A 12,299-nucleotide genomic window follows, 5' to 3' on the forward strand; every position below is an offset into this window, starting at 1 on the left:
GGCGAAGAACAGTAAGGAATGAAGGAGCGGTCATGCAGGAGCCGAGTGGCGGGGGGCGCATCGCCCTCGACACCCTCGACCTCGCGGTCAAGGGGGCGACGGCCTACGGACGGGACGATCTCGTCCAGCGCCTCACCGACGCCCGGCGCCTGCTGTCCGAACCGGACGTCACCGTCTACGTCGTCGGGGAGTTCAAGCAGGGCAAGAGCTCGCTCGTCAACGCCCTGCTGACCGCGAAGATCTGCCCGGTCGACGACGACATCGCGACCGCGGTGCCGACCGTCGTCCGGTACGCGCCGGAGTCCGGGGCTCTGGCGACCTACGAACCGGCCGACCCGTCGTCGCCGCCGTGGACCGAGCGGATCTCCCTCGACGACCTTCCGACCCACGTGAGCGAAGCCGGGAACCCCGGCAACGTCCGCAAGCTCAAATCCGTCACGGCGTCGATCAGCCGCCAGCTGCTCTCCGGTGGGCTGGTGCTGGTCGACACCCCCGGCGTCGGCGGCCTCGGCTCGCTGCACAACGCCGTCACGGTCAGCTCGCTGCCGCGAGCGCACGCCGTTCTCTTCCTCTCCGACGCGTCCCAGGAACTCACCGGTGCCGAGCTGCGGTTCCTCCGCACCGTCAAGGAACTCTGCCCGAGCGTCTTCTTCGTCCTCACCAAGATCGACCTCTACCCGCAGTGGCGCCGGATCCTCGAGCTCAACGCCGGCCACCTCGAAGCGTGCGGGATCGCCATCGACACCGTCGCCGTCTCCTCGGAGCTGCGCACCGTCGCGGCGCGCTCGGCCGACCAGGAGCTGAACGTCGAATCCGGCTTCCCGCAGCTGGTCAAGCGGCTGCAGGGCGTGGTCGGCGACGCCGAACGGTCCGCGCTCAACGCCGTGGGCCTGCACGTCGGGTCCGCGGTCGGCCAGCTGCACGCCGCCCTGCGCGCCCGCCGCACCTCCCTCGCGCACCCGGAGCAGTCCGCCGCGCTCGTCGCGGAGCTGACCCGGGTCAACGACCGCGTCGACGCGCTGCGCAGCCAGTCCGCGAAGTGGCAGCAGCTGCTCTTCGACGGCTTCGCCGACATTTCGTCCGATGTGGACTACGACCTGCGCGCCCGCTCCCGCGGTGTGCTGCACGAGGCCGAAGAGGCCATCGAAGAAGGCGACCCCGCCAAGAACTGGGCCGAGTTCGAGAAATGGCTGCGCCAGCGGCTCGCGAACGAGACCCTCGAGAACTACGCGACCTTCATCAAGCAGGCCCGCGGCCTCGCCGCCCGCGTCGCCGAGCACTTCGAGCTCGCCGAGTCCCAGGCCGTGCTGCCGCGCGAAGTGCAGGCGCCGGTCCAGGTCGTCGAGGAGATCGACATCGACTCGTCGTTCACCGGCGTCAAGACCCGCGGCACCACCGGGATGGCCGCGTTCCAGAAGGCCTACAGCGGCTTCCTGATGTTCTCGATGCTCACGAAGATGGCCGCGCTGGCCATCCCCACCCCGTTCGGCGTCGCGGCCGGCCTGCTGATGGGCCGCTCCGGCTTCATGGACGAACGCAAGCGGCAGCTGGAAAAGCGCCGCGGCCTGGCCAAGACGGCCGTGCGCCGGTTCGTCGACGAGTTCAACCTCCAGGTCGGCAAGGACTCCCGTGACGCGATGCGGACCGTCCAAAGAGAACTCCGCGACGCCTACAGCGCCCGCGTCGAAGAGCTCCAGCGGTCCCTCACCGAAGCGCTGGCGAACGCGAAGAAGGCGGTCGTCGAGGACGACGCCGAGACGGGCGAGCTCAAGCGGCTGGAGGCCGACATCGAAGCCCTCGAAGTGCTCGGCCGGCGCGCCGACGAGCTCACCCTGCGCAGTGCACCCAAAGCCGTGCCCGCAGCCGTCCCGGCGGTGACGCGATGACCCCGCTCTACGTCCAGGTCCGCGGGTTCGTCGCCCGCGCGTGCGCCGGGTACGCCGGCACGCCGGCCGAGCCGCAGCTGCGGCAGATCGCCGGCCGGCTGGCCGAACCGCTGCGCGTCGCCATCGCCGGCCGCGTCAAGGCCGGCAAGTCCACCCTGCTCAACGCGCTCGTCGGCCAGGAGCTGGCGGCGACCGACGCGGGGGAGTGCACCCGCGTCGTCACCTGGTACCGCAACGGCCCGACCTACCGGATCATGCTGCACCCGGTCCGCGGGATGCCGCGCCAGCTGCCGTTCGGGCGGCTGTCCGGCACGCTCGGCCTCGAGCTCGGCATGGCGCCCGGCGACGTCGACCGGCTCGTCGTCGACTGGCCGTCGCCGGCCCTGCGGGCGATGACGCTGATCGACACGCCCGGGCTGGGTTCGGCGCGCTCGGAGGTCTCCGGACGCACCGAGGTCGCGCTGGTCCCCGAGGGTGACGGCGTCGGCACCGCGGACGCCGTGGTGTACCTGATGCGCCACGTCCACGGCGACGACGTCCGGTTCCTCGACGCCTTCCACGACGACCCGGCGCAGCGGCGCCCGGTGAACACGATCGGCGTGCTGTCCCGGGCCGACGAGGTCGGGCACGCCCGCGGCGACGCGCTCGACTCGGCGGCCAGGATCGCCGACCGCTACGCCCGCGACTCCCGCGTCCGGGGCCTGTGCCAGACCGTGGTCCCGGTGGCCGGCCTGCTGGCCAGCTCCGCCGCCTCGCTCAAGGAGTCCGAATACCGCGCGTTCCGCGTGCTGGCCGCCGCGCCGGAGGCGGAGGTCGCGAGGCTGCTGACGTCGGCCGACCGGCTCGCCCGCGCGGAGTCCGAAGTGGACGTCCCGGCGGCCGAGCGCGCGGAGCTGCTGGCCCGCTACGGACTGTTCGGCGTCCGGGTGGCGGTCGAGCTGACCCGCGGTGGCCTGGTGACCGGCGCGCGGGCGCTGTCCGGCGAGCTGCTGGCCCGCAGCGGCCTGCACCGGCTGCGGTCCCTGCTGACCACCCAGTTCGCCGCGCGGGCCGACGTGCTCAAGGCGCGCTCCGCGCTGCAGGCGGCCGAACTGGTGCTGCGCGCCTACCCGGACCGCACCGGCGGGCTGCTGCACGAGTGGGAGCGGATCGTCGCGGGGGCGCACGAGTTCGCCGAGATCCAGCTGATCGACTCGATCCGGCTCGGCGTCGTGCTCTTCACCACCGACGAGGCCCGCGACGCGGAACGGCTGCTCGGCGCGGCCGGGGTGGACGTGCCGAGCCGGCTGAACCTGCCGGGGGACGCGGGCCGCGCCGCGGTCCGGCAGGCGCTCGGCGCGCAGCTGCTGAGGTGGCAGCGGCGCGCCGAGCACCCCGCGTCCCCGCGCGACGTCCGCGACGCGGCCCGCGTGCTGGTGCGCACCTGCGAAGGAATCCTGCTCAGCGAAGCCCGGGCGGAGGTCTTGTCGTGACCGACTTGCCGAAGAAGATCAAGAAGGCGGCCGCGGCCGTCGCCGGCGCCGTCGCGTCCGAAGTGGCGGGCAACGCGCTCACGCCGGGGTCGCCCGCCGCGTCGGCGCCACCGCCCCAGCCGGAGCCGGCCGCCGCCGAGACCCCGCACGACGTCCCCGCCCACGAGTACGTGCCCGAGGTCGAGACCAGCACCGTCACCCGCGGCGAAGACGGTCACGTGGAAGCGCAGACCGGCACGGTCTGGCACCCGGAGACCACCGACGGCCTGCCGCTGAAGGAGCTGCCGACCGTCGAGGAGTTCGAGCAGATCGAAGTCCACGAGGACGAGTTCGGCAACTTCGTCATCGACGCGACCGAGCGGTTCGTGGTGCACAACAACGGCCGCGACGAGGTGTACACCGACCACCAGCACATCGTCGTGCCCGGGGACGGGACGCCGGGCGACACGGACATCGACATCGTCCAGGACGCCGACATCGTCGTCCACGAGAACCCGGACGGCACGATCACCGTGGAGCACCAGGGTTCGCTGACCTACGAGCTCACCCCGGACGCGCCGGGGCACGGCGACATCGAGGTGTTCCAGGAGGAGACGGTCGTCCTCGACGAGGCCGAGACCGGGCCGCCCGGGATCGACGTCGGGGTCACCGTGGACCAGCAGGCCAGTGCCGACGACCCGTTCGGCGAGCCGGCCGGGCCGACCATCCACCAGACCGAGGTGATCGCCGACAAGGGCCGCGGTGCCACGGTGACCGCGCAGGTCACCGCGCCGTCGCCGTCGCTGCCCGGGACGCCGTCGGCGCCGGTCGTGACGTTCAGCCGTCAGCCGTCCACAGTGGACACACCGGCGCCGCCGCCGGTCGCGGTCGAGACGACGACGACGTTCGCGGCGGCGTCGTCGCAGCTGGCCGAGCACCCGGTGGCGAAGCACAGTTTCGCCACCGACCCCGAGCCGAAGCACCACGACGCCGGTGAGGTCACGGGCACCCGGCCGCACCCCGCGGAGAAGGAGCACCCGTTCGAGCCGCCGCGCCACCACGAGCCGGAGCCCGACCACCGGCCGGAGCCGGACCACGCACCGGACGCGGATCACCCGCCGGACGATCCACCGCCGGAGCCGCACGACCTGCCCCCGGTGGAGCCACCCGGCCCGCCGTCGCACGAAGACCACCTCGAGGAACCCGGGCGGGTTCCGGACGAGCACCCGACTTTCGATCACGCGCACACCGCCGGCGGAGGCTGACATGGGCTACGGACTGGGCATCGACCTCGGCACGACCTTCACGGCCGCCGCCGTCGACAGCGCCGGCCACGTCGAGATGGTGTCGCTCGGCGACCGGACGGCGGCCATCCCGTCGGTGGTGCTGCTGCGGGCCGACGGCAGCGTGCTGGTCGGCGACGCCGCGAGCCGGCGCGCGGCCGTCGAGCCCGACCGCGTGGCGCGGGAGTTCAAGCGGCGCCTCGGCGACCCGACGCCGGTGCTGCTCGGCGGCGCGCCGCATTCGGTGGCGTCGCTGATGGCGCACCTGCTCGGGTACGTGGTGCGGACGGTAGCCGGGCAGCAGGGCGGCCGGCCGGACCGGATCACGCTCACGCACCCGGCGAACTGGGGGCCGTACAAGCGGGAGCTGTTCGAGCAGGTGCCGCGGCTGACCGGGATCGACCGCGTCGGCCTGATCACCGAGCCTGAAGCGGCGGCCGCGCACTACGCGTCCCAGGAACGGCTGGAGGACGGCGCCGTCGTCGCGGTGTACGACCTCGGCGGCGGCACGTTCGACGCGACCGTGCTCCGCAAGCGCGGCAACGGCTTCGAGATCCTCGGCAGCCCGGAGGGCATCGAGGGCCTCGGCGGCGTCGACTTCGACGAAGCGGTGTTCGGGCACGTCGACCGGGCGCTCGACGGGAAGCTGTCGCAGATCGACCCGGACGACGCCGGCGCGGTGGCGGCGGTCGTGCGGCTGCGCCAGGAGTGCGTGCTGGCGAAGGAAGCCCTGTCGGCCGACACCGAGACGGCCGTTCCGGTGCTGCTGCCGTCGGTGCAGACGGAGGTGCGCCTGACCCGCGGCGAGTTCGAGGAGATGATCCGGCCGTCGATCACCGCGACGATCGGTTCGCTGCACCGGGCGCTGCGCTCGGCGAACCTCCGGCCGGCCGACCTCGGGGCGGTGCTGCTGGTCGGCGGCTCGTCGCGGATCCCGCTGGTGTCCCAGCTGGTGTCGGCCGAGCTGGGCCGCCCGACGGCGGTCGACATCCACCCGAAGTACGGGGTCGCGCTCGGCGCCGCGGCGCTGGCGTCCGGCCGGTCCGGCCTGGTCCAGGCGACGCGCTCGCAGCCGTCGATCCGGCCGGTGCCCCCGCCGCCGGTCCCGGCCGTTCCCCGCGTGCCGCCCCCGCGCGAGGAGACGAAGACGATGGCGACGCCCGGGTTCGGCGCGGGTGCACCGCCGCCGTCGCTGGGCCGCGCGAAGGCCGAGGCGAGCCCGGGACGGCGGGCCTCGCGCCGCGGGGTCGTGGTGGGGCTGTGCGCGGTGGCGGTGGTGGCGATCGGCGGCGTGGCGGTGGCGGTGGCGAGCTCGGGCGGAAGCCCCTCGGGCGGCACCCCACCGGCGACGACCGCGGCGACCGACACGCCGACGCTGGTGACGGTGCCCTCCCCGGAGGCCCCGGAGACGACGCACGCGACGGTGGCGGCCCCGCACACGAACCCACCCGCGACGACCCGGCGCAAGACCCCGCCGAGAACGACCACGCCGACGAAGACGACCACCCCGACGACGACCACCACGCCGACGACCACGACGAGCACGAAGCCGACGCCGTGAGCTGACGGGGGAGAAGTTCCCGGCGGAAGGGGTACCGCCCGCCGGGTGAGGGGCCGGGCCGGCGCGTGCGGTTCGGGGGCCGGCCCGGTCGCCGGATCCAGGGCCGGCTCCCACCGAGGGGGTGGGAGCCGGCCCGCTCGGCCGCGGCTCGCCGCGACCGCGCCGCCGGTAGCCTCGCGGCATGGCGGCAGAGCACGTGATCGTGACGTCCACGACCGACTCCGAGACGGCGGCCGGGGAGCTGGCCGTGAAGCTCGTCGAAGAGCGGCTCGGGGCCTGCGCGCAGATCGTCGGGCCGGTGACCAGCGTCTACCGCTGGGAGGGCGCGGTGCGGACCGACCGGGAGTGGCGCGTCGAGATCAAGACCACCGCCGCCCGGGTGCCCGCGCTCACCGAGCGCATCAAGCAGCTGCACGGCTACGACCTGCCCGAGGTGATCGCGACGCCGATCGAAGGCGGCAGCGCGGACTACCTGACCTGGGTGACCACCGAAACCGGGAACGGTGGTTAGCTTCGAGGCATGGACCTCAGCACCCGCTTCGCCTCCCTCACCACCGCCCACCTCGCCGACGCGTGCATCCGCGCCGGTCTCCCGGTGCGCTGCGCCCCCGCGGCGACGCGCGCCGTCGTCTCCGGCACCCGGCTGCTGGGGCCGGCGGTCCCGGCCCGGCACGTCGGCAGCGTCGACGTCTTCCTGGAAGCCTTCGAGCACGCCCCGGCGGGCGGGGTGCTGGTGGTCGACAACGGCGGCCGGCTCGACGAAAGCTGCGTCGGCGACCTCGTCGTCCTCGAAGCGCGCGCGGCCGGGCTCGCCGGGGTCGTGATCTGGGGCCTGCACCGCGACACCGCCGACATCCGCGCGATCGGGCTGCCGGTGTTCAGCCTCGGCTCGATCCCCACCGGCCCGCTCGCCCTGGGCCCGCGCATCGACGGCGGGCTCGCCGAAGCGATCGTCGGTCCCTGGCGGATCGGCCCGGCGGACCTCGTCGCCGGCGACGACGACGGCGTCGTCTTCCTCCCGCAGGACCGCGCGGACGAGCTGTTCACCCTGGCCGAGGGCATCCGCGACACCGAACGCCGCCAAGCGGAGCGGATCCGGGCCGGCGAGCCGTTGCGCGACCAGGTCCGTTTCGCCGAGTTCCTCGCCGCGCGCGAAACGGATCCGGGCCTGACGTTCCGCGCGCACCTGCGGGCCGTCGGCGGGGCGATCGAGGAGTGACCCGAAAGTGTGATGTTCCGCCGGACGGGGTACCCGCGGCGGTGTGGAAGGCGAGATCGAGGACATCCTCATCGGGTTCGGCCGGGACACCGAATACCACTTCGCGCGTGGCCTGCGGGCCTACGTGGGGCGGGTCGCCCGGGCCGTCGGTGTCGGGTTCGAATCGTGTTCGCTCGACCCCCACGTCCCCGCGTCCGGCTATGTGGCGCTCGAAGGGCCGGGGCGGGACCTCGCGCTGATCTGGCACGAGGTGCACGGCTGGTCGGCGGTGGCCGAGCCCGCGGACGGCGTGCCGCAGGTGCTCGCCTACCTCGGCGGGACCGATGTCGTGCCGCCACCGCACGCGGTCGCGCGGTTCGCCGCCCGGCTGCCGGCCGTCGGCTCGTCCCGCCCGCCCGTCTTCCGGGCGCCCGGCCGGCACGAGGACCTCGTCGGCCTGCTGCCGGTCACCGGGCCCGAAGGACTGCTGAGGGCGAGCTCGCCGCCGTGGTGAAGCGCCGCGGGGCGCCTAGGATGGGCGGGCAGCGACCGTCCAGCGAGGGAACCCCGTGAGCAGCGCCGAGGAACCGAAACCCGTCCGTGTCCTCCTCGTGGAGGACCACGACATGGTGGCCGAGGCGCTGCAGCAGGCCCTCGACCGCGCCGACGGGATCACCGTGGTCGGCCGCGCCCGCTCCCGCAGCGGAGCCGTCGCCGACGCGCGCGAGCACGGCCCGGACGTCGTGGTGCTGGACCGGCGGCTCGCCGACGGCGACGCCCTCGGCGTCATCGCGGAGCTCGGCGAGAGCGGCGCGCGCGTGCTGGTGCTGACCGGGGACGCGACCCCGTCGGTCGCCGTGCAGGTCGCGAAGGCCGGTGGGTCCGGGCTGCTGCTCAAGTCGTCGCAGCTCGGCGTGCTGGAGTCCGCGGTGCGGGACGTCGCCGCGGGTGGCGTGGTCTTCGACCAGGAGCTGCTGCCCGAGATCTTCGACCGGCTCACCGGCCGGCTGGCGGCCCGCGGCTCGGAACTCACCGCGCGGGAGCGCGAGACCCTCGACCTGCTCGCGGAGGGCGCCACCACCGAGGAGATCGGGGCTCGGCTCGGCGTCTCCCGCAACACCACGCGCAACCACGTCCAGCGGGTGCTGGAGAAGCTCGGCGCGCGGTCGAAGCTCGAAGCGGTCGCCGTGGCCCGCCGGGAGGGCCTCCTCGGCTGATGCACCTGCATCAGCCGAGGGTCCCGGTTTGCATCTCGTGCGCCGGGGCGCCGCCCGGCAGGCTGGACGCCGTGGACATCCCGGCGCCGCTCGTCGCGGAGTGCGGCCTGACCGATCCGGCGGGCGGCTTGGCCGTCGCGCGCCGGTTCGCCCGGGTCACCCTCACCGCCTGGGCCTGCGCCACCGTTGTCGACGACGCGCTGCTGATCGTCACCGAGCTCGCGACCAACGCCCTGCGGCACGGCACCGGCCGGCCGGTCCTCCGGTTGAGCGTCGGGGCCGGGCACGTCCGCATCGAGGTCTTCGACGACGACCCGGCGCCGCCCGTGCGGCGGCCGCCCGGCGCCGACGGCGGCTGGGGTCTCGTCCTGGTCGAGCGGCTGTCCCTGGACTGGGGGACCGCGCGGCACGGCCTGGGAAAGGTGGTCTGGTGCGCGCTGTCCGCACCGTCGGCCGAGCTGGCCGGCTGACGCGAAGTGCCGGCCGCGCGGCCATCCGGCACAGTGACGGCATGGACGACGAGCTTCGGCCGGGTGCGGACCACGTGAGCGTGGGGCTGGACGCACAGGGACGCGTCGCGAGCTGGAGCGCGGAGGCCGAGCGGGTCACCGGACGGCCGGCGCGGGAGGTCCTCGGGCGGCGGCTTTCCGTGCCCGACCCCGTGGAAGCGGAGCCGTCGTCCGGCGAGCGCCGCGCCGCCGAGGAGGCGCTGCGCGAGAGCGAGCAGGGGTTCCGGCTCTTGGTGCAGAGCGTGCAGGACTACGGGATCTTCATGCTGGACCGCATCGGGAACATCTCGAGCTGGAACGCCGGCGCGCAGCGCATCAAGGGCTGGTCGGCGCGGGAGGCCATCGGACGGCACTTCTCGATGTTCTACCCGGCGGAGGACGTGGCGGCGGGCAAGCCGGCGCGGGAGCTGGAGGTCGCGGTCGCCGAGGGCAGGCTGGAAGACGAAGGCTGGCGGATCCGTAAGGACGGCACCCGGTTCTGGGCGAACGTCGTGATCACGGCGCTGTACGACGAAGCGCACCGGCTCCACGGCTTCGGGAAGGTCACCCGCGACATGACCGAACGCCGCAACGCCGAGCAGGCGCTGCGCGAACGCCGCCGGCTGGTCGGCCACCTCGTCGAGGCGCAGGAGGTCGAACGGCGCCGGATCGCCTGGGACGTCCACGACGAGTCCATCCAGTCCATGGTCGCCGTCGGCATGCGCCTGCAGCTGCTCGCTTCCCGGCTGCCCGAGCCGCACGCGAGCGCCGTGGCGGGGCTCGACGACGCGGTGCAGGCCGCCATCGGCAGGCTGCGGGGCCTGGTGTCCCGGCTGCGGCCGCCGGAGCTCGACCAGCACGGCCTGGTGGAGGCCGTCTCCGCCTACGTCGAAGAGGTGGCGGGCCGCTGGGGGCTGGCGCACGCGGTGCGGGACGAGCTCACCGCCGAGCCGTCGGCCGCCGCCGCGATCACCGCGTACCGGATCTGCCAGGAAGCGCTCAGCAACATCCACAAGCACGCCCGTGCCACCCGGGTCGACCTCCACTTGTCCACCACGGACAACGGAACGCTCGTGCGGATCTCCGACGACGGCGCCGGCACGGCGGGGGAGGACGCCGGCTCGGGCCACTTCGGCCTGGTCGAGATGCACGAACGAGCCGAAGCGGCGAACGGCTGGCTGTCGGTGACGAGCGTGCCCGGCCGCGGCACGTCCGTCGAGTTCTGGCTGCCGATGCTGCCCGATGTGATGGGGCTCGAACCGTGACCGAGGTGCGGGTGCTGATCTCCGACGACGACGAGATGATCCGCGCCGTCCTCAAGGAGGTCCTCGACGAGGAGCCCGACATCGCCGTCGTCGCGGTCGCCGGCGACGCCGACGAAGCGATCCGGCTCGCCGGGCACCACCGGCCCGCGGTCGCGGTCCTCGACGTCCGGATGCCGGGCGGCGGGGGCGCCCGGGCGGCGCGCGAGATCGCCCGGTGCAGCCCGGACACCGCGATCCTGGCCTTCTCGGCCTACGCCGACCGGGCGTCGATGGCCGCGCTCGCCGCGGCCGGCGTCACCGAATACCTGGTGAAGGGCGTGGCGAACGTGGAGATCGTCGAGGCCGTCCGGCGGCTGGGGCGGCCGCCGTCGTGAGCGGTCAGCCGACCGCGCGGGGGCTCATCACGCCGTAGAAGTCCATCGGCAGCAACGTGAACAGCCGCGCCACGGCCCGCGACCCGCCGGGGTCCACCGTCAGGTGCGCTCCGGCGGCGTCGGCGAGGAGCTGGGCGCGCAGCAGCGAGTTCAGCCCGGCGACGGAAAAGAACGTGACGCCGTCGAGGTCGATCACGACCGTGCCGACCGGGCCGCGGATCCGCGAGCGCAGGACCTCGTCGAGCTTGCGCGCGGTGCTCAGGTCGACCTCTCCGGACACCTGGATCAGCACGGTGCGCGGGGTGGGGTGCGACACGCGCAGGGACAGGTGGCCGCCGACGTCGATGCGGGCGGTGGAGTTGTCGTGGTCGGCCGAGCGAGGTTCGGGAACCATCGCGGCACACCCTTTCGTCGAGCAGCGGAGGCGGGCCGGACGAAGGGCGGAACGCAGCTCACCGCCCGGGCGCGGAACGTCCGGCAGCGGCTGACGGCTCAACCGTGAACCACCAGCATAGTGCATGTGCACTAGGTCGACCACCGACGCACTCCGCCGGACCCCCTCATCCGCGCAGTGAGGCCACCGGCTTGCCCGTCCGGTCGCGCAAGAGCTCCCGCAGCGTGCCGGGGTGCTCGTAGCCGACCTTGCGGGCGATCGACTCCAGCGACAGGCCCGTCGTGCGCAGCAGGTGCGCCGCCTGCTCGACGCGCAGGTCCTGCACGAACCGCACTGGCGACGTCCCGAGCGTGCGCCGGACCGCGCGTTGCAGCGTGCGTTCGCTGACGCCGAGGTCGTGCGCCGCCGCCGGGAGGCTGATCGGCTCCGCCAGGCGCGCCCGGACCCAGCTCTCGAACGCCGCGACCGTCGGGTCGTGCCCGGCCAGCGCGCTCGCGATCGTGTAAGCCGACTGCGACGGGCGCTCGTCCACCACCAGGTACCGCGCGACGAGCTCGGCGAGCGCGGGGCTGCGGTGCCGGACGATCGAAAGCGCCAGGTCGACGTGCCCGAACGCCGCTCCGGCGGTGGTCACCCCGGCCGAGCCGACCACCATCCGCGTCTGGTCGAGCTCGACGTCCGGGTAGCGCGCCCGGAAGACCGGGGCCAGCCACCAGCTGGTGGTCGCGCGGTGCCCGTCGAGCACACCGGCCTCGGCGAGCAGGAACGTGCCGGTGCACGCGGACGCGATCGGCGTCCCGGCCGCGCACGCCCGGGCGACCGTCCGTCGTCCCGGCTCCGAACCCGGCCCCGACACGTACGCGATCAGCTCGTCGGGCCGCCGCTCGGCGAGCGCGGGCACGACCAGCAGCTCGGCGTCCGCCACGTGCCGCAGGGGTTCGGTGGCGACGACGTGCCCGGCTCCGGTCCGCACCCGCCGCTTCGCGCCGATCGTGGTGACGTCCCAGGCGGGCGGCGGCCGGTCCAGCATGCCGCGCATGGCGTTCGCCGTGTCGAGGACGTCGTGCACCGCCGCCAGTCCCGAGTCGAACACCCCGTCGTACGCCAGCACCGCGACCTTCATGTCGGAAACGGTAGCAAAAATGTCGTTTCTGCCACTGACGCGGGCCCCGTCGGCGGCCC

13 protein-coding genes are annotated in these 12,299 nt (G+C 74.1%); 11 read left to right on the top strand and 2 right to left on the bottom strand.

The genetic code is table 11. The annotated features are described in order from the left end of the window. Nucleotides 1–32 precede the first annotated feature (32 nt). The 11 genes from AA23TX_RS48155 to AA23TX_RS48205 all read left to right on the top strand — a co-directional run bounded on the left by AA23TX_RS48155 (nucleotide 33) and on the right by AA23TX_RS48205 (nucleotide 10,723). Complete coding sequence (locus tag AA23TX_RS48155; protein ID WP_155549736.1) at nucleotides 33–1,886, top strand: dynamin family protein; 1,854 nt, start codon at nucleotides 33–35, stop codon at nucleotides 1,884–1,886. Next, nucleotides 1,883–3,358, top strand: coding sequence for a dynamin family protein (locus AA23TX_RS48160; protein ID WP_155549737.1), 1,476 nt, complete (start codon nucleotides 1,883–1,885; stop codon nucleotides 3,356–3,358). Before AA23TX_RS48155 ends, AA23TX_RS48160 begins: the two co-directional genes overlap by 4 nt. Further along, nucleotides 3,355–4,602, top strand: a complete 1,248-nt coding sequence (locus tag AA23TX_RS48165) for a hypothetical protein (RefSeq protein ID WP_155549738.1) — start codon at nucleotides 3,355–3,357, stop codon at nucleotides 4,600–4,602. Before AA23TX_RS48160 ends, AA23TX_RS48165 begins: the two co-directional genes overlap by 4 nt. 1 nt (nucleotide 4,603) lies before the next feature. Beyond that, the gene (locus AA23TX_RS48170; protein ID WP_155549739.1) at nucleotides 4,604–6,181 is read left to right on the top strand and encodes an Hsp70 family protein; all 1,578 of its coding nucleotides are present in this window, start codon (nucleotides 4,604–4,606) and stop codon (nucleotides 6,179–6,181) included. Between the two features lie 181 nt (nucleotides 6,182–6,362). Further along, the gene (cutA, locus tag AA23TX_RS48175; protein WP_155549740.1) at nucleotides 6,363–6,692 is read left to right on the top strand and encodes a divalent-cation tolerance protein CutA; all 330 of its coding nucleotides are present in this window, start codon (nucleotides 6,363–6,365) and stop codon (nucleotides 6,690–6,692) included. A gap of 9 nt (nucleotides 6,693–6,701) precedes the next feature. After that, nucleotides 6,702–7,400, top strand: a complete 699-nt coding sequence (locus AA23TX_RS48180) for an RraA family protein (RefSeq protein ID WP_155549741.1) — start codon at nucleotides 6,702–6,704, stop codon at nucleotides 7,398–7,400. A gap of 43 nt (nucleotides 7,401–7,443) precedes the next feature. Continuing rightward, entirely contained in the window at nucleotides 7,444–7,893 is a 450-nt protein-coding gene (locus tag AA23TX_RS48185) for a DUF6292 family protein (RefSeq protein WP_230863132.1), read from the top strand. Between the two features lie 55 nt (nucleotides 7,894–7,948). Next, nucleotides 7,949–8,596: a response regulator transcription factor gene (locus AA23TX_RS48190; protein ID WP_155549742.1), complete on the top strand. Its 648-nt coding sequence runs from the start codon at nucleotides 7,949–7,951 to the stop codon at nucleotides 8,594–8,596. 71 nt (nucleotides 8,597–8,667) lie between these two features. Further along, entirely contained in the window at nucleotides 8,668–9,066 is a 399-nt protein-coding gene (locus AA23TX_RS48195; protein WP_155549743.1) for an ATP-binding protein, read from the top strand. A gap of 41 nt (nucleotides 9,067–9,107) precedes the next feature. Next, the gene (locus tag AA23TX_RS48200; protein ID WP_155549744.1) at nucleotides 9,108–10,349 is read left to right on the top strand and encodes a PAS domain S-box protein; all 1,242 of its coding nucleotides are present in this window, start codon (nucleotides 9,108–9,110) and stop codon (nucleotides 10,347–10,349) included. Beyond that, the gene (locus AA23TX_RS48205) at nucleotides 10,346–10,723 is read left to right on the top strand and encodes a response regulator (protein ID WP_155549745.1); all 378 of its coding nucleotides are present in this window, start codon (nucleotides 10,346–10,348) and stop codon (nucleotides 10,721–10,723) included. The genes AA23TX_RS48200 and AA23TX_RS48205 overlap by 4 nt, the downstream gene beginning before the upstream one ends. A 4-nt stretch (nucleotides 10,724–10,727) precedes the next feature. Here the strand turns inward: AA23TX_RS48205 and AA23TX_RS48210 are convergent, their stop codons facing one another. Together AA23TX_RS48210 and AA23TX_RS48215 are read right to left on the bottom strand one after the other, a co-directional pair. Then, nucleotides 10,728–11,117, bottom strand: coding sequence for an STAS domain-containing protein (locus AA23TX_RS48210; RefSeq protein ID WP_155549746.1), 390 nt, complete (start codon nucleotides 11,115–11,117; stop codon nucleotides 10,728–10,730). A gap of 166 nt (nucleotides 11,118–11,283) precedes the next feature. Beyond that, nucleotides 11,284–12,240, bottom strand: a complete 957-nt coding sequence (locus AA23TX_RS48215) for a GlxA family transcriptional regulator (protein WP_155549747.1) — start codon at nucleotides 12,238–12,240, stop codon at nucleotides 11,284–11,286. Nucleotides 12,241–12,299: the final 59 nt, after the last annotated feature.

Origin of the sequence: Amycolatopsis camponoti, assembly GCF_902497555.1 — a bacterium.
GTDB lineage: Bacteria > Actinomycetota > Actinomycetes > Mycobacteriales > Pseudonocardiaceae > Amycolatopsis > Amycolatopsis camponoti.